This window comes from Pseudoflavitalea sp. G-6-1-2 (assembly GCF_012927185.1).
Lineage (GTDB): Bacteria > Bacteroidota > Bacteroidia > Chitinophagales > Chitinophagaceae > Pseudobacter.
In genome coordinates this window covers 1,900,682-1,926,972 of the sequence record NZ_JABBGB010000001.1, presented here as the reverse complement: position 1 = coordinate 1,926,972, position 26,291 = coordinate 1,900,682, and the positions used below count along the sequence as shown (strand labels likewise).

General features: G+C 46.3%; 15 protein-coding genes. 8 read left to right on the top strand and 7 right to left on the bottom strand.

Features of this window, described 5'->3' with window-relative positions; genetic code table 11:
* Nucleotides 1-9: 9 nt before the first annotated feature.
* From HHL16_RS07985 to HHL16_RS07965, 5 genes are all read right to left on the bottom strand, one after another.
* Nucleotides 10-1,788, bottom strand: a complete 1,779-nt coding sequence (locus HHL16_RS07985) for a RagB/SusD family nutrient uptake outer membrane protein (RefSeq protein ID WP_169424598.1) — start codon at nucleotides 1,786-1,788, stop codon at nucleotides 10-12.
* Between the two features lie 18 nt (nucleotides 1,789-1,806).
* Nucleotides 1,807-4,893, bottom strand: a complete 3,087-nt coding sequence (locus HHL16_RS07980; RefSeq protein ID WP_169424597.1) for a TonB-dependent receptor — start codon at nucleotides 4,891-4,893, stop codon at nucleotides 1,807-1,809.
* A gap of 76 nt (nucleotides 4,894-4,969) precedes the next feature.
* Nucleotides 4,970-6,058 carry a FecR family protein gene (locus HHL16_RS07975; RefSeq protein ID WP_169424596.1) on the bottom strand — a complete coding sequence of 363 codons (1,089 nt, stop codon included), beginning with the start codon at nucleotides 6,056-6,058 and terminating at the stop codon, nucleotides 4,970-4,972.
* An 80-nt stretch (nucleotides 6,059-6,138) separates the two neighbouring features.
* Entirely contained in the window at nucleotides 6,139-6,729 is a 591-nt protein-coding gene (locus HHL16_RS07970; protein ID WP_169424595.1) for a sigma-70 family RNA polymerase sigma factor, read from the bottom strand.
* Between the two features lie 92 nt (nucleotides 6,730-6,821).
* Entirely contained in the window at nucleotides 6,822-8,543 is a 1,722-nt protein-coding gene (locus tag HHL16_RS07965; protein ID WP_169424594.1) for a hypothetical protein, read from the bottom strand.
* A 144-nt stretch (nucleotides 8,544-8,687) separates the two neighbouring features.
* On the opposite strand from HHL16_RS07965, the gene HHL16_RS07960 reads away from it, so the two are divergent.
* Together HHL16_RS07960 and HHL16_RS07955 are read left to right on the top strand one after the other, a co-directional pair.
* Complete coding sequence (locus tag HHL16_RS07960; protein ID WP_169424593.1) at nucleotides 8,688-9,728, top strand: histidine kinase; 1,041 nt, start codon at nucleotides 8,688-8,690, stop codon at nucleotides 9,726-9,728.
* Entirely contained in the window at nucleotides 9,725-10,426 is a 702-nt protein-coding gene (locus HHL16_RS07955; protein WP_169424592.1) for a response regulator transcription factor, read from the top strand. Before HHL16_RS07960 ends, HHL16_RS07955 begins: the two co-directional genes overlap by 4 nt.
* A gap of 68 nt (nucleotides 10,427-10,494) precedes the next feature.
* On the opposite strand, the gene HHL16_RS07950 is transcribed toward HHL16_RS07955, so the two are convergent.
* Nucleotides 10,495-15,978 carry a T9SS type A sorting domain-containing protein gene (locus HHL16_RS07950; protein ID WP_169424591.1) on the bottom strand — a complete coding sequence of 1,828 codons (5,484 nt, stop codon included), beginning with the start codon at nucleotides 15,976-15,978 and terminating at the stop codon, nucleotides 10,495-10,497.
* Nucleotides 15,979-16,008: 30 nt separating this feature from the next.
* On the opposite strand from HHL16_RS07950, the gene HHL16_RS25205 reads away from it, so the two are divergent.
* Both HHL16_RS25205 and HHL16_RS07945 read left to right on the top strand, forming a co-directional pair.
* Nucleotides 16,009-16,131 (top strand): hypothetical protein, encoded by a 123-nt coding sequence (locus HHL16_RS25205; RefSeq protein WP_277349346.1) that lies wholly within the window; start codon nucleotides 16,009-16,011, stop codon nucleotides 16,129-16,131.
* A 256-nt stretch (nucleotides 16,132-16,387) separates the two neighbouring features.
* Complete coding sequence (locus HHL16_RS07945) at nucleotides 16,388-17,029, top strand: response regulator transcription factor (RefSeq protein ID WP_169424590.1); 642 nt, start codon at nucleotides 16,388-16,390, stop codon at nucleotides 17,027-17,029.
* On the opposite strand, the gene HHL16_RS07940 is transcribed toward HHL16_RS07945, so the two are convergent.
* Entirely contained in the window at nucleotides 17,004-20,012 is a 3,009-nt protein-coding gene (locus HHL16_RS07940; protein ID WP_169424589.1) for an ATP-binding protein, read from the bottom strand. The genes HHL16_RS07945 and HHL16_RS07940 overlap by 26 nt on opposite strands.
* Before the next feature lie 189 nt (nucleotides 20,013-20,201).
* On the opposite strand from HHL16_RS07940, the gene HHL16_RS07935 reads away from it, so the two are divergent.
* From HHL16_RS07935 to HHL16_RS07920, 4 genes are all read left to right on the top strand, one after another.
* Nucleotides 20,202-20,621 (top strand): hypothetical protein, encoded by a 420-nt coding sequence (locus HHL16_RS07935; protein WP_169424588.1) that lies wholly within the window; start codon nucleotides 20,202-20,204, stop codon nucleotides 20,619-20,621.
* A 96-nt stretch (nucleotides 20,622-20,717) separates the two neighbouring features.
* Nucleotides 20,718-21,269, top strand: a complete 552-nt coding sequence (locus HHL16_RS07930) for an AraC family transcriptional regulator (protein ID WP_169424587.1) — start codon at nucleotides 20,718-20,720, stop codon at nucleotides 21,267-21,269.
* A gap of 109 nt (nucleotides 21,270-21,378) precedes the next feature.
* Nucleotides 21,379-22,347 carry a hypothetical protein gene (locus HHL16_RS07925; protein WP_169424586.1) on the top strand — a complete coding sequence of 323 codons (969 nt, stop codon included), beginning with the start codon at nucleotides 21,379-21,381 and terminating at the stop codon, nucleotides 22,345-22,347.
* A 298-nt stretch (nucleotides 22,348-22,645) separates the two neighbouring features.
* Nucleotides 22,646-26,035 (top strand): MBG domain-containing protein, encoded by a 3,390-nt coding sequence (locus HHL16_RS07920; RefSeq protein ID WP_169424585.1) that lies wholly within the window; start codon nucleotides 22,646-22,648, stop codon nucleotides 26,033-26,035.
* Nucleotides 26,036-26,291: the final 256 nt, after the last annotated feature.

Genomic DNA, 26,291 nt, shown 5'->3' with positions numbered 1-26,291 from the left:
GCCTGTAAATTAATAGTAGCCAATGTTCTGCTCTTCTTCGATTGGTCCGCGGGGATCCAGTCTGTCGATATGAGTTTGCGGAATCGGACGAAGTTTGTGGTAAGCACGGATGTTCGCTGCATCCGGATTGTAATCCTTCACCCGCTGCGTCAACTTTTCGCAACGCACCAGATCTTCCCAGCGATTGAGTTCTCCGAGCAGTTCGCGTCCACGCTCATCGAGCATGAAGTCTACAAACTGCGCGCTGATATCTGCCTGAGTGATTTTCATTTGCTGCACGGTTGATGTTTTCCGATCGGCATAATTGCCACCTTCAAACGTCCAGTACTGTACCGTTTTCTCTTCACCTTCCTTGTATGCTGCGCGCTCACGTACCTGATTGAGGTAGGTCACTGCATTATCGAAATCAGATTTACGTCCATAAGCTTCGGCCAGCATCAGCAGTGTTTCTGCATAGCGGAACATAACCCAGTCGCGGGTTCCATTGGTTTCGTTGGTGGTAGGGCGGCTGGAATCCAACCACTTTCTCAGACCGGGGAAAATATTGTTCATCGTCAGCGGCCTGTAGGTATTCTGCGGATAGTACAGCGCAAAACGTTTATTCTCCTGCACTGCATTGTTCAGTTCATTTGGTGTTTCGTAGAAAACCGGAGAGAAATACAAGGCGGTATCTCCTGCTGTTACGTTGATGGTATTGCCGGCAGTGGTTACGATATTTTTTGCATCCTTGTTGGCGATATACCCCCACACAAATGATTTTACAAATCGCGAATCGTATTTACGAGTGGCGCCAAACAAACCATTGTACACATAGGGAGTAGGACGCACCCTTCTGTATGGACGGCCATACTCAACAGATCTTTGAAGGATCTTTGTATTGATGGCATCATATTGCGGCACATGATAAAGGTGCTGCTGATTACCGCCTCCATTGTTCAGCTGCACTGTGGTGAACTGAACGGAAAAGATCACTTCGGAGTTCACCTGATTTTTGATATCGAACAAATTGGCAAAATCAGCCACCAGCGCGAAGTTGCCCAGTTCTTTGTTCACGATCTTTCCTGCATACAAAATCACGTTGTCGAGATCACTGGCCTGCGTACCACGAATGGCGCGCTCCGCGGCCGTTTCCGCACTTCCGCGCGTGAGATAAACTTTTGCCAGCAGATGTGCAGCAGCAGCTTTCGTTGCCCGTCCCTGTGCTGGTGCTGTTACCGGCAGCTTTTCAAATGCTGCCGTAAGATCGGCAATGATGCTTTCGTACACTTCTTTTACAGACGCTCTTTTAAAATCGGTTTTTACTTTGTCGAAAGATTGCAGCACCAGCGGAACATTTCCAAACTGCTGCACCAGATCGAAGTAGTAGAGTCCACGTAGGAATTTTGCTTCCGCTTCGATCTCCGTTTTTCTCTTCTCCGCCATCTCCACTTTAGGCAGATAAGTAGAAATGATATTGCACTCGGAAATACCTTTGTAATGATAATCCCAGTAATCGGTGATCTTTCCATCGAGTGAAGAAAGCGTAGCGAGATACTGATTGAATGCCGGGTTTCCATCGGAGCCCAGCGTAAACAGATCGGTACCGGCATCGGAGAGCGTCAGTTTCCTTTCGCCGGAAACGCCCATCCGGAGGGTATTGTAGGCCGCTACCAGCGCACCTTCAATTCCTTTTTCTGTTGTATAGAGCTGGTAAGAAACGCTGCTCACCACATCTTCCCTCAGAAATTTTTTACAGGCTGTGCCCAGCAGCATCGAAGACAGCAGTGCACCGCAAATGATATTTTTCATGATAATCAATTGTAATCTTTAAAACGAAATGTTTACGCCGATAAGTCCTGTTACTACACTTGGTTCATCAAAACCTGTTGCTCCTTCCGGATCTGTTCCGGGGAACTTCGTAATCAGGAATGGATTCTGCACACTGGCATAGATGCGGCATTTTTCGAGGAATGCGCGTTTAGCCAGTTTCGCCGGAAGCGTATACCCCAGTGAAATATTCTTTACACGTACAAAAGAACCGCTGTAGTAATTGAGTGTGCTCACGTAGTTCAGTCCTGCTGTACCGAGCAGCGGGCGCGGGTATTTGGAACTTGCATTGGCCGGCGTCCAGTAATCGAGTTTGGGTTGATTATACCTTCCGTCGAAACGCATATCCATATCGTGATTCACGGTCTGACCGAACATGCCGACGAGGAATACGGAGAGATCGAAATCTTTGTATCGGAAATTATTGGCCCAGCTGGCAGTCCATTTGGGATCGCGCTGTCCGATGATGTAACGATCGTTTGCATCGATCTTGAAATCGCCATTTCGGTCAACCGGACGAATATCACCAGGTTTGAAAGTAGAGCCATTGGTATTGAATTTCGCCATGGCAGCTTTGTCTGCATCTGTGTTCTGCCAGATACCGTTGAAGCCGAGATCGTAGTAAACGTTTATCGGCTTGCCGATGAACCAGCCCGCACCTACATCATCTTTTTTGCCATTGTAGAGTTCGACAATCTCCTGTTTATTGAGCGAGAAGATCCAGTCCGAACGCCATTCGAAGTTGCGTTGACGCACATTCACCGTGTTCAGTGTAAGTTCAATTCCCTTATTGCGCGTTTTGCCCACATTGCTGAGAATGGAACCGAAACCCGATACAGTCGGCAGCTGCCTGTCGAGCAACAGATCGAAAGTATTCTGCACATATGCTTCGATACTTCCGCTGATTCTTCCATCAACGAGACTGAGGTCTACACCTGCGTTGTACGCATCAGTAGTTTCCCATGTGAGATTGGGATTGATCATTTCAACAGGTGTGTAGCCGAGTGCAGACGCATCCCCAAATGCATAACGGATGGTATTGAGTCTTCCCCATGTTTTGTAAGGAGCGATACCGGAGTTACCGGTTCTTCCCCACCCCAGCCTGAGTTTGAGGTCGCTGATGAGTTTTGAATTTTGAAGGAATGGTTCATTCTTCAATCTCCAGGCGAGTGCTACTGAAGGGAAGATCACCCATTGTCTTCCTGCTGCCAGTCTCGATGAACCATCCCATCTTGCAGAAACTGTTGCGAGGTATTTCCCTTTGTATCCGTAGTTGATCCTTCCCATGTAAGAAGCCAGTGCCCATTCACTGAGATTGCTGTTCACGCCGTTGATGGTAAGTGCGCTGCCTACATTGTAATAAAGCTGACCATCATAAGGCAGCTCTTTTACATCGATCTTGTTGGACTCAATTTTTTCCGACTGAATAGATTGCACCACTGTGGCATAGAGTGAATGATCTTCTCCGATATTGCCGGTGTAGCTAAGGATGTTCTCCAGTGTGTACATGAACTTTCTTTCGGATGCATTCACTGCTGAAGAAGGGGCTTGTCCGCCAGCAACTGCCGTATTCTCACTATTGAAATCGAAATATTGCGAAGCTCTGTAATCCAGTGCCAGATTGGATCTGAAGCGAAGATCTTTCAGGAGGTCTACTTCAAGAAAGAAATTGCCCAGCATTCTGTCCTGCTTGCGCAGTCTTTTTGTTTTACCGAAATTGGTTACAGGATTCGGAGTTCGGGTGTTATTGGTGGGGAACATGGCCAGGGTTCCGTCTGCATTGTAAGGGCTTGCCAGTGGATTGAAACTTTTAAGACCATAGCCATCGAACACATCGGACCATCCTGCATTGAGTGCGGAATTGGCATAACTCATCTGTGTTCCGATTCTGATATTTTTTCTGATGTCGTGCTCGGCATTGAGACGAACGGAATATCGTTGGTAATCCTGATCGCGTACCACACCTGTGTTCCCGAAGTAGTTTGCAGAGAGCAGAAACCTTGTTTGATCACTGCCTCCGCGAACGCTCAGCTGATGATCCTGAATCGTTCCCTGACGAAGCCCGTAATCGAGCCAGTCTGTGGTAGTGAGTTGTGAAGGATCATACGTTCCGCTTGCCCATGCGCGTTTCATATTTTCCTGCATGTAAGGAGTGGCCACAAGCTGTTCGTTTTTGAAATCGAGTTCTTTATTTGGTTTGCCATCGTAAGTGCCACCGAGTGCATTGCGTTGTGCTTCGCGGGAGTACTCTACAAATTCGGCGGCAGACATCAGTTCGGGGAGGGGTTGATTTTTCTGAATTCCGTAATAACCGTTGTACTCCACAATGGAGCGGCCTTTCTTTCCTTTTTTGGTAGTGATCAGAATCACACCATTGGAACCACGGTTGCCGTAGATGGCAGTTGCAGAGGCGTCTTTGAGAATTTCGAATGATTCGATGTCGTTAGGACTAACCATGCTGATGGCATCCACCATTGGTACACCGTCCACCACATAGAGCGGCTCGTTGTCGCCATTGATGGAGCGGTATCCGCGGATACGTACCTGCGCGTTGGATCCGGGTTTCCACGATTGTGTCTGCACCAATACGCCTGCAGCGCGGCCCTGCAACACATTGGTTACGTCGCCCGCAGCAACTTCATTGGCTTTACTTCCTTTTACGGAGCTGAGCGCACCGGTGAGGTCTTTCTTCTTAACTGAGCCGTACCCGATCACTACTATTTCGTTGAGTCCGGCAGGTTGTTCTTTCATTCTGATGATGATCGAATTGTTTACACCGACACGGATCTCGAAATTCTTTACTGTCTGTACCTGAAACCCAACATGAGAGAAGCTGAAATGATATTTGCTTCCGGGTTGAAGATTGGTTACAGAGAAAAGGCCTTTGTCGTTCGACGAAAGCGACTGTGTGTCTTTGGAATTAACCAGAATAACGGAGATGCTTACACTGCTTAACGGATCACCTGATTCAGTTGTAACGATACCGTTCAGCTGTGCCTTCTGCTGTGCATTTACCGATACTGCTCCGGCAAGGAGCAAAACCAGCATCAGACAGCGGTTCAGCATTTTGAAATTGTTTGCTATCATATAAAACGTTTTGAGCATACGCATGTAGATCCCTGCGCCCCTGCGGACGTTTGCGATAAGGATCTGGAATAGTTGGTTATTTTAGTTTGCTGACGAGAATGGTATCCTGATATTGGCTGAAGGATAAGCTATTGATCGTAGTGAGTAATTTCAGCGTTACTTCCAACGGATCCGAGGCCAGGAAGCTGCCGGTTACCTGATCGTTGCCGATCTCTTCTTTGTTGTATTTGAAATGAACCTTGTATCGTTGACCCAGCTGATGGAATACATCCTCCAAAGGAGTTTGTACAAACTCCAGCGGAGCGAGTTTTCTTACTTTATTGTTTTCGTTTATTGCAGGCCCGGACTGAGTTACAGAGTCGGCTACGATGGCGCTGATCTTCGGTTGCATCGATAACTGATCGATCATACATAGCTGACCCGGACTCAGATAAACATCGCGCATGCGGCTGCCGTTTGCAGCCTGCAACACCACTTTGCCTTCAAAGAGATGCACAGAGAGTTTTCCTTTCCCGGAACTGTTCACCATGAATTTTGTACCCAATGCAGTGGTGGTTATTTCACCTGTTGTTACGGAGAATGGTTTGCGGCTGTTTTTCGCTACGTCGAATATTGCAAGTCCCGATAAACGCAGGTTTCTTTTGTTGCCGGGGAAATGATCGTCCCACACAAGTGTCGAAGCCGGAGATAATTTCACAACAGACCCATCTTCCAATGTGAATGTTTTGATCTCCGTACTTTTATTCCGCAGCACCCTCAGATCTGGTGAAACATAGACGGGGAAAGTGTTTTCAGCGGTCTGAACTGAAGCTACTTTCCCTGGTTGCCAAACCAGCCAGCATACACCGAGGATGGCAGCAGCGATGCCGGCAGCCCATTTCCATTTGCGCATGCGCAATATTTTTGGCATGGCATTCCGTTCAGTGAAAGTGGCGGCTTCATCCATCAGATGTATCCTTTCGTGCAACTTCTGAAGAATGGCCGATGATCTCTCTGCAGACAATACTTCTTCATTTTTGTACAACTGCTGTTGATACTCCTGCTGCAAACTGGCCTTCCAGTTAGCAGCATTGGCATCGAGCTGGCGAAGCAGCCATTGCTTTTCTTCGGTGCTGAGTGCTTCTCTCCAGACTTTCTGTATGTATGATTTATACTGTTCAGTCATGTTGTACAAAACCGTGCGGTTCACTATAAATACTCCGTACCTGAAAAAAGGGGATGCTTTTCAGTATTACCAAAATGTTATCAGAGTTGCTGACTGAAATAAAGGAGCAGGAAGTAGGTTCCGGGAAGCTCCAGATTGGCGTGACGGCTGCTGATATATTTTCTGATGAACTGAGTGGATTGCTTGAGATAATCTTTTACGGAGAATACGGAAATGCCCATCAGATCGGCCACTTCGTCGTGTGACTTTCCCTGAAAGCGGCAAAGCCTGAACACTTCTTTTTTTCTTGCGGGGAGATGATCGATGGCTTCTTCCACTACAGACAACCGAAGCAGAAAGAGTTGTTCGTCTTCTGAGTTCTCGGAGGCGATCTCCTGAGAGAACAAAATATCGGGGATGAAGAGAGAAGATTCTTTCAGTTTCTTTTTGAGGCAGGTCATGGATTTGTTGTAGCTCACTACGAAGAGCCATCCGCCTGCATTCTGAACATCGAGCTGGTGGCGGTTTTCCCAGAGAGCGAGAAACACATCCTGCAGAATATCTTCGGCCATTGCAGCATCAGCTACCATCTTGATCACATTAGCATAAACTGCCTGATGATATTGATGATACAATCGATCGAACTGCTCCAGTTCAGTATCCTTAACCTGTTGTTGCGTTACTGCACGCATCCTATTTTGTTTTGCGATCCGGGTAACAGAATCGGGAGCAAAATTAATGGCTGCTCCAATGCTCACAGATTATGTAATTATGAAGAAGCAGTTCAAAAAACGAAATCAATATCAATTCCGCTGAAAAACTTCGGCTCTCCTGCGGGCGAGATCACCATCCCATAGCGGATTTTCAGCGGAAGGAAGTACTGTGCCGGAATCCTCCACCATGGCGACATATTATAATAATTCCAGTTCAACAGCGCTCCGGGTTGGAAACCAATGCCGGGAACAAATACGAAAGAGCCTTTACCATTCACGAACTGTATGCCTGCTTCGGTATAGCTGTAGAGTGCAATGAATCTTTTGTTGCTGATCCAGAAATCAACATTGCTGCGGATGCCTGCCCGGAACTGATAACTCACCTCCTTTCTCACTCTTATCTTATTTTCGGTTATGCCATAGTTGCCGTAACTGAACGAAAAAGTATAGCCGTTCCAGTAATCGAGTGTTCCGCTCTTCTCTCCCTTTTTGTTGAGACGATACTTATTGAGCAGGCTGCCGAAATTCAACCGAACTTCACCTCCTCTGTAATAACTTCCGTTAAAAGCTTCGCTGTTGATGCAGAATACAAATGAATTGGCGATACGGCTACGGATAAAATTCCGCTGAGGCAGCAGGGAACTGGCTTTCCGCATGTCTGCCGTGATGGAGATCTGATCAGGCATAACGGTTTCCGGTTTTGTATTATAAGGTATCGGCACCAGAGAAAAACTCCGGAGATGTTTTATCAGATGATCAGGATAACCGGATGAAGACGCCGGCCAATGCAAAAGAGCAACAGCTTCCTCATTGCCTGTGAAGGCGAGATACAGATCTTCGATGCTGAGACGTACTGATTCGATCACCCTTTCGGCTTCTGTTGTAAACGGCGCATAGCTAATATCACGAATATCATCCGCGGCCTGCCATGCATGGTGCCTGTTATTGAAATTGCCATCACCAAAGGCTTTCCATATTTGTCCTTTTCTGTTCACCACGGTAGTACCTATGGCACTGTAGAAATCGTGGAGAGGTTTGTTGTTTGTAACGGATGCAAACAAATTTCTGTTCACCACAAGATGGCCTGAAGAAAAAGCATCTTCGAGAAAATGATCAGCAAAGCCATTGAGCAGAAACGCATATTGCAGCAAAAGTGCGGCCTCCTCTTTATTTTGATTGATCATTGCTCCGGCAGTTGCAGCCAGCTCCATTGCTGCAAGATGCATGGTTGCATACATATTAAGTGCATTCGATTTGTTCAGTTTGCCTATTGCTTTCATCATGCCTGCAGGCGACTGGCACAGGCGTACAAGCCCGGTATCGAACTTTTGCAACTGCTGTCTGAAATTTCTGTTGTACTCGTAAAAATGCGGGAGATTGGATGCCGCCAGCAACAGGTAATTGAAATCAGTTTTCACCAGTTTATTATCAGGCGCAGCTGTAAACCCCATCTGAATATAGGTTTGGTGCAGATGCATGATCCGTTGCAATACAGAAGTGGGCGATCTCAGCTGTTCATCCATTAGAAATGGATCTGCTACATGATCGCCGCTGAGTGCATTCAGCACTCCATAAGAAACAGGATGTCCGCTGCTCCATGCAGGAAAGAAGAATCGCTGACGGCTGCTGTCGCTCATGCAATTCATCACCGACAGGAAACCGGAAGCAGCTTTATTGCTGTTGAGGCTGAACATAAAACGAGCGAAAGCAATATCACCGATCAGCAAATGCTCACCGTATTGCCAGGCGGCCGCCTGCAAGGAAATGATAAGCCCCGAAAGAAGAAGCGCCATTCTTTTCATGTTTGCATGGAATTCAGTCCCAAAGCTATTCTTCATAAAAAAATGGAATCTTAAACTCGACAAGCGATTGTTAAAACTAGATGAAAGGTTGGCAGCTGTAAATCAGACCCAATGCCATTATGTTATTTTTGAACGATGTACAACGATCCGTTTGCAAGACTACTGCTGGCTCCGGATAAACGATGGCTGAGACATGGACTGGTGATCTCGTTACTGGCCATCATCGTTTTCACAGGAGACGCATCGGAATACCCTGCGAAAATGCACTGGATTCTGCTCACCGGTACTTTGCTGATGGTTCTCGCACTTCCCTACCTGAATATGTATCTGCTGGTTCCGAAATTTTTGTTCAGAGGGAAATATGTGCAGTATACGATTGCGGTGATCGTTTCAGTTTCGATGTTTGCAGTGCTGTTCAGTGCGGTGGCATTTGTGCTGAGAAAGTATCAGATTAATCCGGCAGCGCCGAAAGAAGAAACCCTCGGATCGATCGCTTCTTTTGTGATCAGCCTCAGCATATTGATTGCAGCAACCAGTGCGATCAAACTTTTTCAGCGATGGGTGAAAGACAATTACCGGCTGGCAAGGCTCGAAAACGAACAGCTCAATGCAGAACTGGATCAGCTGAAAAGTCAGGTGAATCCTCACTTTCTGCTCAATATGCTCAATAATGTTAATGTGCTCACGCGCACCAATCCGGAGAAAGCATCGGAAGTTTTATATACGCTTAGCGATTTATTGCGATATCAGTTGTACAGCAGCACATCTGAGCGCGTTCCGCTTGTGAACGAGATCAGGTTTCTGCACGATCTGCTCGACCTGGCCAAAGTGAGGAAAGACAATTTCAATTTCACGCTCAGGCAAACAGGTGGCATTCAGCACGAAATGGTTCCGCCATTGCTGTTCATCACTTTTGTAGAGAATGCTGTGAAATACAGTGCAGATCCGGAACAATCTTCGTTTGTAAATATCGAATTTGGCATGGTCGACAAGCAGCTGGTGTTTACCTGTTTCAATTCAAAACCGCGGAAGCCAATACCCAATCTGAACGGACCGGGAGGGCTCGGATTATCCAATGTCCGCCGAAGGCTAGAACTGCTTTATCCCGGCAAACACCATCTCAATATTCAGGAATTATCCAACAGTTTTTCCATAACCCTCATATTGCAAAAATGAATTGCATAATTATCGACGATGAGCCCCTCGCGCGGGAAGGCATGCGCCAGTTGATTCAGTCCCACTCCGGATTACAGCTTGTTGGCAGCTTCAACAATGTGGAAGCCGCTGAAGGTTTTCTGAGCACCAATCAGGTGGAACTGGTTTTTCTCGATATTGAAATGCCGGGGCCTAACGGCATCGAGTTTTCAAAAAAACTGTCCGATAAGCTGATCATATTCACTACCGCTTATCAGCAGTATGCACTGGAGAGCTATGATGTGGGAGCAATCGATTACCTTATCAAACCTGTACGCCCCGAACGATTCGGCAAAGCTGTAGAGAAAGCCATCCTGTATCACACTATGCTGCAGACGAAAATCAGCGGCACACAATCTACAGTGGAGAAAGATCATATTTTTATCAGGGCCAACGGCAGGCATACCCGCGTGAATTTTGAAGACCTGTATTTTATCGAAGGCCTGAAAGACTATGTGGTACTGCATTTGAAAGACAAGCGGATACTTACCAATATGATTTTGAAAGATATTCATCAGGTACTGCCGGGAAAAGTATTCTTCCGCGTAAACAAATCTTATATCATCAATATCAGGCATGTAACCGGATACAACAACAGCACCGTGTATGTAGCCGATCATGAGATTTCGCTGAGCAGTGTTTACAAGGCGCCCTTTCTTGAACAGATCGGAATAATCTAACAGAAAATACATTCAGCAAAAAGCCCGCAGACAATCGCTGCGGGCTTTTAATTGCTGGAGGTTTGCTATTATTCTTTCACAAGTTTTGAAGTCTGAACGGTACCATCTTCAGCCATCACCTGTACCATGTATATGCCATGAATGAGGGTGCTGACAGACAACTGAACCGTTGCGGCAGATTTCTGATTGAAATCGTGGCGGGCCAGCAGATTACCCGTAAGTGAAAGCACTCTAACGCTCTTCACAGGTTTGCTGCTGCTGATGTATACGACGCTGCGAACAGGATTCGGATATACTTTCAGTAATGCAGCCTGATTGCACTTCACTTCCGCTATTGCCATATTGCTGTAAGTGAATTTTCCGTCGAGGTCTACAAGTTTCAGGCGGTAGGTCCATTTGCCATTGCCGGGCTCTGCATCCTGATAGATGTAGTTGGCGCGGTTGAACTCGTACCACAATTTTTGCACAGCAACAAAGGCGCTTCCATTTACGCTTCTTTCCACCACAAAATGGGAGAAGTTGGAAGCGGATTCTACTTTCCAGTTCACGTTCACACCGCAATTGCGGGCAGTGGCGGTGAAGGAAGAAAGTGTAACAGGCAGCGTATTATTGAGTGCAGTTACACGATGTTTTGCCTGTGCAGTTGAAGTACAGCCATTGAGGTCCGTTACGGAAAGAGTGTATACGGTTGTGCCGATGCCATTGGCCAGCGGAGCCGCATTGGATATATAAGGATCGTTCACTCTGTTGGCGGGCGTCCAGCTATAGGAGTAGGTTCCGGCAGCAGGGTTGATCTGCGGATTGAATGCCTGAGCAGGTTTACCGATCTCACTCACTACATCAGCGATACTTACAGTTGGCGCAGGTGTTGGGTTAACTCCAACAGTAGCCTGAGTGGTGGCAACGCATCCTTTCAGATCGATTGCCGTGAGTGTATAAGTGGCATTGCTTGTTACATTGTTCACAACAGTGGTAGCCGCTGCAGGATCAGAAAGACCTGTTGTGGGATACCATGAATAAGTAACATTCGCAGCAGGAGCCACTCCTATGATTGCAGAGGCATTGTTGCAGACTGTTTTCGGAGCAATGGCAGGCAGTGTGAACTGTGCCACAGTAATATTCACTGTAGAGGTGCTGGTGCAGGTTCCATCATTAGACGACACGGTGAACGTGATGGTCTTGCCTGCATCGCCGGCAGCCGGAGTGAATACAGGAGCCGGAGAAGACGCTGTGGTAAGCGTTCCGGCAAGTACTGCACTTGAAGTCCAGTTAAGGGTTCCGCTGTTCGATGGATCTCCCAGCGTTACAGAACTGCCTACGCATACTGTGCCGTTGCTTCCTGCAATGGGCGCAGGTTTAGACGGACTGATGGTTCTGGTTGCAGAAGCTCTGCAACCGCTGCCATCTCTTACAGTGAGTGTATAGCTCGTAGGAACTGTGGGGTTTGCTCTTACAGTTGCGCCTAGTGTATTGGCATTTGTAAGCAGTGCGGAAGAAGTCCAGGCATAGGTAAGCGTTGGAGCTCCGTTCACCACTACATCTTTGCTGAGGTTGTACAGAGCTGCTGACTGACAAACCACATCATCCGGCATGGTGATGGTTGGTCCGTTCACAGTAACCGTTACACTGCCTGTTTTACTGCAGCTGACATTGCCGAATGCATCATAGTAGGTTGCAATAAGAGTATAGGTAGTAGTCGAAGTGGGATTTGCAATGGGTTGCGCATCTGTTGTGCTGCTCAGCCCGGTTGCAGGAGCCCAGCTGTAAGTAACACCTGGATGTGCGGCATTGCCGATCTTCACAGAACCACCCACACAAATGGTTTGATCGGTCATTGCCGGAAGCGTGCCGCTGTTGTCCGCAATGATGTGAACGGTACTGTCTTTGAAGCAGCCTGTTTCAGTATCTGTAGCACGAAGCGTGAAATCCTGTGAAGTCGCTATCAATACTTTCGGTTCTGCGGATGTATGATCTGTTCCTCCCTGATAGCTGGCTACCGCCGGTGTCCATGAATAAGTGTAACCTGCAAGTGCTGGTGAGCCCAGACTTACTACAGAATTGGCACAGACAACCCAATCGCCACCAGGATCAGCGATTACAGCTTTTACGGTAACGGTAGATGTATCCAGTTTGATGCATCCGGAAGCAGTTTCTTTAACCGCTACTCTGTAGTCTGTTGTAACAGTTGGCGCTACCTGCGGATTTGAAGCATTGACGTCTCCGGGAGCTACGCTGGTCCAGGTGTATTCGTATCCGGCCACTATTGCTTCTCCGATACCTACAGTGGTGCCTGCACAGATAGCGATATCTTTTGCATGGAATACCGGTTCGCTCCATGCAGGATCATTCACATGAATGGTCTGTGAGCAGGAATAGGATGGATTGATCTTGCTGGTAACAGTAAGCGTCACCATCCTTTCCACATTATCTGTGAGTGTAACAGACGATGCAGTTGCGGAAGATAATCCGCCTGCGGGAACGGCAGTCCATGAATAGGTCCACTCATCTGTGTTCACCAAAGGAAATGCAGAGAGAGTAACATTGCCGAGCGCTTTGCTGGGACAGCCCTGATCTGCCTTCACATCGATCTTTGTAATAGGACAGATAACACCACCACAATCTCCTACCACTACCTCATCCGTGCAGCTTTTGCCAAGATAGGTAACGGTGAGACGATACGTAGTTGTAGCGCCTGGGGAAGCAGACACCGTAGTGGTTGGCTGATCAACAGCTCCGGTAATAGTTCCGGGACCGGATATCTTTTCCCAGAGATATGTTTCACCCACAACATTTGGCAATGCATCTTTAGTACCAACAGTGCGTGGTCCGCAGAAATCCTTTCCTGCATTTACATCCAGCACGGCAACGGTCACATTATCGGTAAAGGAACATCCGTTGGCCGATGCAGTAAGCGTATAGGTGATAGGGTTAGCAGTAGGGATGCTGCTTCCCGGATTGAAAGTAACAGTGCTGGTATTCACTGCGCTGAGATAGCTGCCGGGCGACCACACGTAATTGAAACCCGCTTCAGCAGGGGTTCCCAGCGTAGTTGACTCACCTTTGCAGAGTGCTACATCGGGGCCTGCAAAGTTAGCGGTGGTTGGCCCGGCTGCAACTACCACATCGATCGCATCGGTTGTCTGGCAGGTTCCTCCGCCAGTGACCGGTACAGTCATGGTAAGCGTGTAAGTGGTATTGGAAGCAGGAGACGCCATTGGCTGCGCAATATTTGGATTATCGAGACCAGCAGCAGGGCTCCATGAATAAGTAACACCGGTAAGGCCGGCAGGTGGTTCCGTACCCAGTCTGACTGCTTTGCCTGCACAGCTGTTGATGCTTGCCGGGCCGGCATTTGCAGCATAAGCATTCACAATTACCTGACCTTTCTGCTGACAACCTTTATTGTCGGTAACAGTAACTGTGTACACGCTGTTTCCTGCAGGAGTAACAGTGGCATTTTCGGTTGTACTCGTTACACCATTATCCCATGCATAGGTATATGGAGCAGTTCCGCCACTGACCGTTACACCCACATTCACCGCAGCATTCACGCAGGTATTGTAAATGGAAGAAGTTACATCAGGAGCCATATCAGCTCCTACCAATACTTCAGCAACAGCAGAAGTGCTTACCGGAACATCACTGCATCCTGCAGGAGGCAGCACCAGTCTGCGATAATACCTGCTCTCCGCAGCGGAAGGCGGTGTGTAATCTTTTTGAGTGCCCACACCTACGATGTCGGTCCATGGGCCGGAAGGAGAAAGCGCTACCTGCCATTGATATCTGGCCGTGATCTCCGTTTGCTGAGATGTGGCGTTAAGTCTTATCAGCAGCGGCATATTCTCCGAAGAGTATGCTACCTTATTCCCGGTGAGCGCCTGTGTGAATCCACCTGAACAAATGGTCTGCGACACAGGCGCAATATTATTGGTGGTTGGCATTGGAGGACAATACTCATAGGACATCCAGGAAATATCCTGTGTAGTAGCTCCTGTGACAGTAGAAGGAACAGTCATAGGAATATGAGTGGCACTCGCCTGCAAGGCATTGCCCGCAATGAAGAGATAGTTGCCGGATGCCGCAAGTTTTGGTGGAATGAAATTCCCTACCGAACCGCCAGATGATCTATAGGTGGCAAATAACAGCTTCCCTTCTTTTGAATAAGTGTTGATATAAGAACCGGCCTGACCGGGCCTGACCGAACCATCCGTAACCGGGTTATTGGCAACACCTGTAGTGGGAGTGGCCAAATGTATCTTTCCATTGTGATAGAGCAATGCAGAACCGGTACGGGCCGAAATTCCAGGAATTGATCCTATCGTGGTTGCAAAAATTGTCTGCCCGTTCACCGCATTTGAACGGATCAGGTATATTCCACCCGATGTGCCATCAGTTGCATTCACCACAGGAGCCGTACCGAAGCCGGATGCCATTAAGTACACCGATCCATCACCTACTTCGATACAGGGGTAATCAGTGCCACTGGTTACGCCAGCTTTGATGCTGCTGTACAATACAGCTCCATTGGCTGCAAATTTTGTGAGGATATGTTTATAAGTGTTCGAAAAGCTGGTTCCATCAGTAACAGGAAAATTGGCAGAAGTGGTTGTGCCAGCGAGATATACCTGCCCGTTCACCAGTTTGATGGTGGGCTGTGTTTCATCCCCTGCACCACCTAACAGTACACCATACACTCTGTTGCCGGAAGCATCGATCTTCACTATTCCGAAATCAGTGGCTCCATTGCCGGTACTGCCGTCTGTAGTGATGAAATTAGCTGTATTTGCTGTTGAAAAAGCCATGGCTGCTACACTATTCTCAAATACAATGGAAGATGCAGCGGCTCCGGCACGCGCCATCACACTGGTAAGCACCGTGCCGCTCAGCGAGAGCTTCTGTACAATCTGATCGGTGCCGCTTGTCAGTGCCGGGCCCGATGTAACCGGAATGTTGGTGGAAGTAGTAGCATAAGAAAGATACACGGCGCCGCTTTCAACCTTGATGGCAAAAGGAGAATCATCATTGCCATTTCCTCCGAGATATTTCGATTGCAGTATCGATCCGTTGTTTGCATCCATGGTCATGAACAGCACATCATTTCCTCCTCCCTGCCCTGTTGAGCCATCCGTTACGGGAAGATTGGGCACACCGGAAGGACCAACCAGATACAGTATGCCATTATCGATCGCTACTTTGTTCAAGCCCACATTGAGGCTTCCGGTGGTCTGATGCGGCAGATAACGGCTCCATATGATATTGCCTGAAGGACTAATCTTATACAACGCTCCTTTTGTACCAGATCCACCGACAGGCGCAGAGATGGTAACAGGCAGATTGTTGGAGTTCGTTGCCAGCAGCAAATAACTGTTGCCACTGTTGTCGACAATAAGATCGGTTAATGTTTCTGTTTGGTTTCCTGATAAAATACGTCCGCCTTTTACGAAGGCCTGAGAATAGGAGGATGAAGAGATGATACTGCAAAAGAACAGCATCAGCAAGAAGGGAACCTGTCTGCTCAGCAGCTTCCCCCACAGAGGGTAGTGTTTTGTCATATGTGTGGACTTTTATTTTTAAAAGGATATATGAATAACATAACAGCCAATCAGCAACTCATGCAAGCATGCATCACTGATGAGGCACAGGGTACACAGGGGTCGGAAAACAAGCTGGATATGGGTAATCGTCTGAAAATAAAACCGGCATAATTGCTGTTATTGATACATTCCAAACGATGCAGCAAGTAATTACATATTTTTATTATACCTTGTACGAGTAACTGTATGCGACGTGTAGTAATTAAGCACCGCACTGTAGTAATCGTACTACAGCAACTAAGCAACAACGTTAGCGGCCATAAAAAAACCTGATATTGCATCCTGCTGCCGGTAAATGATGAACCCTTTCCTGTGGAACTGCATGGCAGTTTCAACACCCTTGTGATCAATTAAATTTCTACGTGGAATGAAGAAGGTCCTGATAGCAGATGACCATTTTACAGTACGCATCGGCATTGAGATGCTGATAAAAGATATACCCGGCGATAGCTACAGTTACGAACATGCAGTTTCAGGCGACGACCTGATCAGCAAACTGGAAGCATCGGAATACCACATACTCATCACCGATATGCAAATGCCCGGCCCCAGCGGACTTTTTCTGCTGGAAAAAGTAATAGCGATCAGGCCTGCTTTGCAGGTACTGGTGCTCAGCGTCAATCCCGAAGATGTTTTCGCTCTCAAGTGTCTGCAGCTCGGCGCCAGAGGATTTATCTCCAAAACTGCCAGTGATGAGGAACTGACTCAGGCGATAAAAGAAGTGATGGCAGGGAATAAATATATGTCTGATAAGATGCTGAAAAATCTGCTAACCGATAGCAGCCAGCAAAATCCATTCACTACCCTTTCCCCGCGTGAACTGGATGTAGCCACACTGCTGCTGAAAGGACACGGAGTTTTGGAAGTAGCCAATATGCTTGGTATAAACACTTCAACTGCGAGTACATTCAAGGGGAAAATATTCAAAAAACTGGGGATCAGTTCACTGGTGGAGATGGAACAATTATCCAAAAGTTTTCAGATCAGCCATAACGATCCAGCAGAATAACAAAAGTAGTACCCTCTCCCTTCACTGATCCGATACGGAGCTTGCCACCGATCTTTTCGAGCAAAGTTTTTACGATAGTGCTGCCATTGCCCTGATTGCCGGGCGCATTTCCTTCATAGAAACTGTTCATCGCAGCAATGTCGAGGCCTTTGCCGGTGTCGCTTACAGAAATTTCAAGTTTATCTTCAGCATATGACACTGCAATGGTTACAGTTCCCTGAAACGTACTCTTGTTGGCATTATCCACGAGATTGCGGATGATAATGGCCAGCAGTTGTCTGTCGGTTTTTGCAACAGCATCGGAAGGTATTACAATGAGACGGTTCCCATTGATCATGGCAATGTCTGCATAGAGATCCTGCATTTCGTTGAGCAGCTCCTGAATGGGAAATGATTCAACGGAGATCCTGAAATCTTTGTGCTGGCTGGCTGCCCATGTGAAGAACTGTTCTGTAAAATCATTCAATGAGGCAGTACTGTTTTTGAGAAGTGCTAACAACTCGTTTCTTTCTCCCACAGCCATCGTATCCCGTTTCTTCATCAACTGTTTGGTGATGGTATGCAAAAAGCGGATGGGCGAACGAAGGTCGTGCAGTACCATGGTAGTAACGTTGTCTTTCATCACATTGCTTTCTTTCAGTGCCTGTTCTGAATCTTTCAGTTGTTTCACTGTATTGCTGAGATCCTGTGTTTGCCTGTTGATGATCTCCTGCAACCTGCGATTCCTTTCATGCAATAACTTTTCGCGGAAATAAGATGTAAGCAGCAATGCGGCAACAACCAATAACACCAGCAAGGAGTAGAACCACCAGGTTTGATAGAACCATGGTTTTACTGTAAAACTCAGCATCGGCGAAGGCTCCCCGGCATCGTTTCGTTTCTTCACAACTATGCGGTAGTTGCCGGCCTGCAGGCGGTTAACGATGATGGTTCCATCATCCGGTACAGTCTGCCATTCCCGATCAAGGCCTTCGATCATATAAAGCAGCTGAAGATTTTCTCTGTTACCGAAATACGGCACAGCAACATTGAGCGACAATCGGCTGTAATCGGGTTCCAGCTCTAATTGCATTGCATCTTCATACAGCAGCCTGTTGTTGTTCAACAGCAGAGCGTTAATGTATACCGGCCTGTCAGGATAAGTGAATGTTATTCTATGCGGATAAAATTGTGCCAGCCCGGCGATGGTGGGCAGTGAAAGCAAGCTGTCTTTCAACCAGCAGAAAGCCGGTGTGCATCCACCATTGAATTCATTGGAAGGCAGTCCATCATCTTTTCCGAAACGATAATAGTACACATCGTTCTGAATGCCGGCTGCATAGTCTATGAGAGATTGTTTTTTTACCGTGAATAATCCATCATTGGTGGTGAGCCAGAAATTGCCCCGTCCATCATCAACAAATGCATGGATCGTTTTCAATCCGCCAGAACTCCTAATTGGAAAGGAATGAAGCTTATCGTTTTGGTACAGATAAAATCCTTTCCCCTGTGTGGAGATCCAAACCCGGCCATTGGACTCAGGATAAACACTGCGGATATAAACAGAATCAAGTACTGATCTGTAGACTTTCCCGCTGTTAAAATCAAACCATTTCACTCCAGACTGTGTGGCGATCACGAAACTATCTCTCCCCGTTTGAAAATGACTCATGATCATTGGAGTACCGGGAAGTTTGCGTACCAGCAGCAAGCTGTCGTTTTTCATCTTCCCAACTGAAAGAGAAGTTCCTACTATGATGGTGCTGCTGTCCGTCTGGTCGCAGAATATGGAAGCCGGCCTGCTGTCGAGTGCCATCAGCCTGCAATTGATTTTGCTATTGAGATCATACCTGAACAATGCAGGATGATCTCCATAATATACCTGTTTATGCTTATCAACAAACAAGGAGGGACCAATGTACCTGTTCATCGGAAGGCGCTCTGCTGAACCATCCATTTTGTATAAATACCGGTTACACAAAAGTTCGCCTCCCGGCGTAAGTGATTGCGCGTAGAAACCTTCATTCAGGGATTCTCCGCTGGTTACAGGAACCTTAAATCCGGGGAAACTGATAATGTATAATCCAGATACCAATGAGCCGATGTATAGTTTGTTTTGTTGCTGATGATAATAAAGGGAGCCGGGAACCGGGATGTCGAGGTTATCGAGCAACACTTTGCTGAACACCTGTCCGTTCTCCATGAAAAATCCATACAGTTTTTTTTCTGCGAACAAATATGTTTGCCCATTTGAATAGAAAACAAGAAAATCGCCTTTTCTCAATGCAGGATCCTGCAACAGCGGGCCTTTGATGGTAACTGACTTTTCAACTCTTACTCCGTTCTTCAATGCAATGATGGAATGATTGTCGAACAGCAGCAATAAGTGATCATCAACAGCAATAAAAGCGGGCCATGCATTGCCCGGAAAGCTGTCGACCATTTTAAAATCTTTTCCATTGAAATAGAAGAGCTGACTTCTCTCCACGAAGTAGATGCCTCCATTGCCAAGGTTCAGCCCGCTGGAGCTGAGGTTGGTAAAACCAGTAGAGCGAAACAATTCACGTGATCTATTGGCAATCTGGCTATTGCTGACAGCTTTCCCTCCTTTGTTGGGCAGCCAGATATTATCATCGGTGATGTGTTTGGCAATGGGGGCTATCCCCGGCGCCGGTTGCCGGATACCCACCAATTCCAGCTTTTCATTTTTGAAATAGAGGTCACCGTTATCATCCACTTTGGCGATAGATAAACGGTCTGAATGGATGCCACTGATATTTTCCGAATTGAATGTGGTGAAGTGCCTGCCATCAAAGCGTACTGCTCCCATCTCTGTTCCAAGCCAACAGAAACCCCACCGGTCGAACTCGATATTGGTGACGCTGTTCTGAGGGAGGCCATCATTGGTGGAAAAATGCGTAATCCTGTATGGAGAATTCTGTGCACTTGCGAAGCAATGGCACAGCAGCAATGCTACAAAAAGCAGTATGCAGACTTTGGGCATAGGCACGGGGGCATTAATCAGTAAGGGGTTTGGCGTCAAATATAAGAATTCGTTCTCAGCTGTCAGTGAAGCCAGCAAGGCATTCCAGCACATAAAAACACAAAATCTTATAAGACATTCATCAAATTTTGTAATGGCAAACAGCCAGAATATGGGTAGTTTTGCAGGTGAATTCAGCGCCATTGGTTGATGAAAAAAGCCGCAATCATATTCGTTTCATTTCTTTACCTGATACTTTCAACAGGATTCATCACCAATCGGCATACCTGCAAAAAACTGGGACTGGAAGAATTGCTGTTGTTCAGCAAACAGGATCCTGATCAACCCTGCGGGCACTGCAAGGCAAGAAACAAAAATCAGACAGCTCCTAAAAAAGGATGTTGCACGCAACGTTCCGAACTGGTTAAGCTAACCGATAAAGTTCAGAAAACTCCCGACTGCAAATTACCGCCGAAGGTTTGGGAAGATGCCGGTCTCCATCGTTTTGCTGAAGCCTTATCTGACGAATTGCTGTGGAGCGCTGCTATTGCCAATCGCTGTGAAGTAGACAGCCTGCCACCTCCGCGGGGTGCTCCCCTTTTTGTACTGCATTGCGTTTACAGAATCTGATAATGAACATTCATTCTTCAGGCAGTCGTCTATTGCATTCGATTGTCTGAAATTGTTATGCCTTCTTCTTATCAGATCATCTAATCTGTATATTCAATGACAATTTATATCCGGAATATGATAAGTCCGGAATGCGAAGCGATTGTAAAAGCAGCATTCCGGCAGATGAAACTACGCGTTATTGCAATAAGACCCGGAGCAGTTGAAACAGCAGCATCTGTTTCAACTGCAAAGCTGATGCGATTGCAGGAGCTGCTGGAACGATCCGGGTTTTCGATACTGGAAGATAAAAAACAAGTGCTGACCGAACAGATCAAAGTACTGATCATATACCTGGTGCATCATCAGGCTGAAACAAGACTAAAGCTATCCGGATACATTTCGGAAACGCTGCAATACGATTATCATTATCTCAGCAGCCTGTTTTCAGAAATGGAAGGGATTACGATCGAAAAATTCCTGATACAGCAACGGATAGAAAAGATCAAATTATTGCTCTCGGTCGGTGAGATGCCAATTGCAGCAATTGCGAAAGAACTTAATTATTCCAGCGCAGCTTATCTCACCATACAATTCAAGAAAAGCACCGGTTTCACGCCAGGCATTTACAGAAAGATAAACCTGCGAATGCCGGCATTGGCGGGATAACTGAAACAACAAGATAAATTCAGAAACATGGGATGGTATGCGGCTTTGCATACTGTCCCTTTTTTGTTAACTTAATCCCCATTTTTACATGAAACCTTAACCAAACGCCATGAAGAAAATCTTGTCCGGGGTAATTGCTTTACTTGCATCCCTGCCACTCACTGCTCAGCATCAATCGGCCATTATCAAAACAAATTCAGAGCGCGAAGTAATACCGGAAGGCATTGCCATTAATCCAACAGATGGGAAGATCTATGTGAGCAGTATCGCTTTGCACAAGATCCTTGAAATAGAAAAAAACGGCAAACACAAAGAGCTCATCAAAGAAAGGCAGCATGGGTTTCTTGAAGGATTAGGATTGAAGGTGGATGCAAAGAAACAATTGGTATGGGCTTTATCAAATGAGAAGCAGGGCACCGATTATGTATCGATGGTCCATGCCTTCGACATCAGAACAGGAGCCGAGAAACACAAGTTTGTAATTACAGATACAACACAGCATCTGTTCAACGATCTGATACTTCATCCAAATGGAAGCATTTACATTACTGATACATATGGAGCTTCTATCTACGTGATCGATGCAGCAAGGAAAGATCTGAAGGTGCTTATCACGGATTCGCTGATCACTTATCCGAATGGGATCACCAATACGCCTGCAGGAAAAGTGTATATAGCCACTTACAGCAATGGGCCGGTACAATTAGATGTAAACACAAAAGGACTGAAACAATTGAAAGGATATTCAGATTCGGCAAGGGCATATAATCTTGACGGATTGGTATACTGGAATAATAGCATCATAGCCGTGCACAATGGCGAAAAAACAGATAAGGACAATTCAATTCAACAGTATTGGTTGAATGAAGCCGGAGATAAAATCATCAAAGAAACACAGCTTGATAAAGGGAATGAGTTTTTTCATTCGCCCACTACGGCTGCTTTATATGAAGATAAGTTGTATGTGTTGTCGAACAGCCATCTGAGAGATTATAACAACAACAACGAATCAGCGAAAGGGATCAGTGATAAGCTGAGCCCTGTATTGGTGCTGGTGTATGATTTGAAGAATAAGTAGAAGAGCATTATATTCCATTGATCAAAGAGAATCCAGGTTATCTGACCCGGATTCTCTTTTTTTTTGCGAATATGAGCCTGTAGTTCGCGACGCAGACCATACATGGATCGCCCTGGCATTACTACAGGTTAATCTGGGTATTTTTCATAACATTGCAAGTGTATTCACTAACCCCTACTAACACGCTATGTCCTCAATCTCAAATTCCCTGGCATTCAGGGCTGCTTCTTATTTATCCGGCAAAAGCAAATCCCGATTCTCAGTATTTTCTTCCTTCTGCATTGTAAGCCTGTGGCTATTGACCTCAGCTAACCTTTATGCGCAGAATCCTGATGTTAATGGAATATTCTATGTAAAAAAAGGAGGTACAGGCAACCAGAGAGGCGATAGCTGGGACAATGCCATTGCCGAGCTGGCCATTGCCCTACAGAAGGCAAGAGTTTATAATGCTTCAACTCCAGGAACTGTAAAACAAATCTGGGTAAGTGGCGGCACTTATTCTCCGATGTATGCCATCGATGCTGGTCCGACGCCTACGCCAAGTTTTACGAACCGGAACAATTCTTTTCATCTGACAAAAGACGTAAAGGTATATGGCGGTTTTGCCGGAACTGAGGGTTCTCCTGCAGACAGAAATCTCTCGCTTACTGCCAATGCTTCGATCTTAAGCGGTGATCTGGGAGTGGCAATTAATAATTCAGATAATGCCTATCATGTAGTAACAGCGGCAGGACCAATGGGTACAGCATTACTGGATGGTTTTACCATAACTAAAGGCTTTGCAAACGGCGGCAGTAGTTATGTAACCGTGAATGGGCAGGATTTTTATTTGTTTAATGGAGGCGGCATATACCTTAATGGTAGTCTGGTGCCATTATCCAACTTAATAATCAGTGGAAATTTTGCTGATAATTACGGCGTAGGTGTATGCATAACAGAAGCAGTCGATTTTCCTATTACCAATACCATTATCAGCGGCAATGCTGGAGGCAACTATGGAGCCGGGATAGGGCTTGGGCATACATCCATGATCTTAACAAATGTGGTTATCAGTGGCAACAGAACCAGCAATGGAGGAGGAATACATGCTTATAATGGCTGTAGTATCACAATTAATAATAGTGTTATTCATGGCAATTCAAGTGGGATAGGGAGTTCTCCCGGAAGTAATGGCGATAATACAGTTAACGTACAATACAGCCTCGTTCAGGGAATGGCTGCTGATGCAACGAAACACATATTGGATCCGGCTGTGGATCCATTGTTTGCAAATGCTCCTTCTTACAGCAGTGCACCTTTCAGCAACGCGAATTATAAGCTGGGGTTGAACAGTCCGCTTATCAATACAGGAAACAATAGTCTGCACCCTGGATTGAGCGCAGGTTCCAAAGATCTGGAAGGCGGAGTCCGCGTTACGGATTACTCCACCGGAGGCATAATAGATATCGGGGCTTATGAAGTGCAAACACAAACAATTACGGCAGCCCACCACGTAAAGTCATATGGCAATGCTGATTTTGAACCCGGAGCTACCACTACTTCAAACCTGCCTTTGTCGTATTCCTCTGCAGATAATTCCATTGCCCAACCTTATCAGGATGCGGCTGACGGTAACAAGTGGAAGATAAAAATATTAAAAGCCGGTGTAGTGCTCATTACGGCAAGTCAGGCAGGTGGCGCAGGTTACTATTCGGCCAGCAAAAGTTTTACTGTTAATATAAGCAAAGCTACTCTACTTGCCAGAGCCAACAATGCATCCAAAGTATACGACGGTTTGCCATTTAGCGGCGGCAACGGGGTTACCTATACGGGCTTTAAAAACAATGAGACAGCGGCAGCATTAACAGGCACGTTATCTTATACTGGTACATCACAGGGAGCCATCAACGCTAACATTTATTTGATCACACCAGGGGGATTATCATCAGACAACTATGATATCACTTTTATGAATGGCGTCTTAAACCTCAGCAAAGCTATTTTGACAGTTAAGGCCAACGATGTCTCCAAAGTTTACGATGGTCTGGCATATAGTGGTGGCAATGGAGTGTCCTATACTGGTTTTGTGAACAACGAAACTGCGGCTGTGTTAACAGGGACATTAACTTACGGAGGCACATCACAGGGAGCTGTTGATGTAAATAATTATGTGATTACTCCCGCAGGATTATCATCAGGCAATTATGCTATCAATTATGCCGGCGGATCTTTAACGATCAGCAAAGCTAACCTGATGATAACAGCCAACAATGCAGCTAAAGTGTACGATGGTGTGGCATACAGTGGTGGCAATGGTGTTACCTATGCTGGTTTTGTAAACGGTGAATCAGCAGCTGTGCTGAATGGTACAGTAACATACAATGGTACATCACAGGGAGCTACCAATGTAAACAACTATGTTATCACACCCGGGGGATTGTCGTCTGGCAATTACGCTATCAGCTATACAAATGGCAGCTTAACTATCAGCAAAGCAGCTTTGGCTGTTAAGGCCAACGATGCATCTAAAGTGTACGATGGTTTGGCATATAATGGCGGTAATGGCGTTACTTATTCCGGGTTTGTAAACAACGAAACAGCGGCAGCATTAACAGGCACGTTATCGTACAACGGTACATCGCAGGGGGCAATCAATGCAAATAGCTATACCATCGTTCCCGGAGGATTGTCGTCTGGCAATTATGATATTAGTTACATAGCCGGCAGCTTAACCATCAGTAAAGCAGCACTGGTTATTGTAGCCGATGCTCAAACGAAAGTCTATGGCACAGCAGATCCTGCCTTTACCTACACTGTAACCAGTTATGCAAGCGGAGATAATCAAAGCATATTCAGTGGTGGTGCCAGCAGAGTTGCCGGAGAGAATGTGGGCATTTATCTTATCAATCGGGGTACATTGAATGCCGGAAACAATTATGACATTTCATTTACCGGCAATAATCTCACAATAACCAAAGCGTCTCAGACCATTACCTGGACACAGAGTTTGATAACCGGCTGCAATGGTGCAGTTTCTATAGCGCTATCTGCAACCGCCAGCAGCGGCCTACCGGTTACCTATACTACAGGCAATGCCAGCATCGCTACGGTGAGCGGTTCAACACTCACGCCTCTAAACGCAGGCAGCACCTTGATTACAGCAATGCAGTCAGGAGATGAGAATCATTTTGCAGCAGCTCCTGCCATCAATACGTTTACATACCAGTCGCCATCGAAAGTAAGACAGCACTGGAATGATGTTTTGCTGTTCGACAATACCGATAACAATTTTGCACAATGGCAATGGTACAAAAACGGCACTGCAGTGCCTGGTGCCACTATGGGTTATTACAGCGAAACAACTGCGCTCAACGGAACTTACTATACCATTGCCACCGACAAGAACGGGAATGTTATTCAAACTTGTCCGCTTTCTTTAAATGGCAGTAACAGTGCAAAAGAGGGGATCAAAGTATTTCCTAATCCGGGCGCAGGAGGGAGTACGGCAAAGGTTACGTGCAATTTTGATCAATCTGTCCTGGCCGGTGCAAGATTGATGATAAGTGCATCGAATGGTACAATAGTTCAGCAGATAACCACTGTGCAGCCGGTAACTTCCATCATCCTGCCAATGAATGGAGGAATATATAGTATAACATTATTGCTGAGTAATGGGCAGAAAGCAACAGTAAATGTGTTGGTAAAATAGATTGAAGGCGGCCTGGCTGATGTGAACCGGAGTTCAGGACTTTGGTTACATCAGCCGGAGTAGCTGAAAATAAAAAGCAGTGGTTGAGTAAACCACTGCTTTTTATTTTGAGTTCGTAGTGCGGTGAGGGAGGGAAATGAACCTGGTCCCTAAGCGCGGTTATTTTCAATATGTTAGGTTCTGTAAGATGATTTGGTGCACCGAATTTGACACCTGGGCTTTTGGAAAAAAACCATACAAAAATAGGGTATATAAT

Bases quoted from the DNA above. Each gene is read 5' to 3' on its own strand.
- HHL16_RS07985 (WP_169424598.1), bottom strand. From the start codon at position 1,788: ATGAAAAATATCATTTGCGGTGCACTGCTGTCTTCGATGCTGCTGGGC.
- HHL16_RS07950 (WP_169424591.1), bottom strand. From the start codon at position 15,978: ATGACAAAACACTACCCTCTGTGGGGGAAGCTGCTGAGCAGACAGGTT.
- HHL16_RS07970 (WP_169424595.1), bottom strand. From the start codon at position 6,729: ATGCGTGCAGTAACGCAACAACAGGTTAAGGATACTGAACTGGAGCAG.
- HHL16_RS07925 (WP_169424586.1), top strand. From the start codon at position 21,379: ATGAAGAAAATCTTGTCCGGGGTAATTGCTTTACTTGCATCCCTGCCA.
- HHL16_RS07960 (WP_169424593.1), top strand. From the start codon at position 8,688: ATGTACAACGATCCGTTTGCAAGACTACTGCTGGCTCCGGATAAACGA.
- HHL16_RS07965 (WP_169424594.1), bottom strand. From the start codon at position 8,543: ATGGCGCTTCTTCTTTCGGGGCTTATCATTTCCTTGCAGGCGGCCGCC.
- HHL16_RS07980 (WP_169424597.1), bottom strand. From the start codon at position 4,893: ATGATAGCAAACAATTTCAAAATGCTGAACCGCTGTCTGATGCTGGTT.
- HHL16_RS07945 (WP_169424590.1), top strand. From the start codon at position 16,388: ATGAAGAAGGTCCTGATAGCAGATGACCATTTTACAGTACGCATCGGC.
- HHL16_RS25205 (WP_277349346.1), top strand. From the start codon at position 16,009: ATGAATAACATAACAGCCAATCAGCAACTCATGCAAGCATGCATCACT.
- HHL16_RS07930 (WP_169424587.1), top strand. From the start codon at position 20,718: ATGACAATTTATATCCGGAATATGATAAGTCCGGAATGCGAAGCGATT.
- HHL16_RS07975 (WP_169424596.1), bottom strand. From the start codon at position 6,058: ATGACTGAACAGTATAAATCATACATACAGAAAGTCTGGAGAGAAGCA.
- HHL16_RS07935 (WP_169424588.1), top strand. From the start codon at position 20,202: ATGAAAAAAGCCGCAATCATATTCGTTTCATTTCTTTACCTGATACTT.
- HHL16_RS07940 (WP_169424589.1), bottom strand. From the start codon at position 20,012: ATGCCCAAAGTCTGCATACTGCTTTTTGTAGCATTGCTGCTGTGCCAT.
- HHL16_RS07955 (WP_169424592.1), top strand. From the start codon at position 9,725: ATGAATTGCATAATTATCGACGATGAGCCCCTCGCGCGGGAAGGCATG.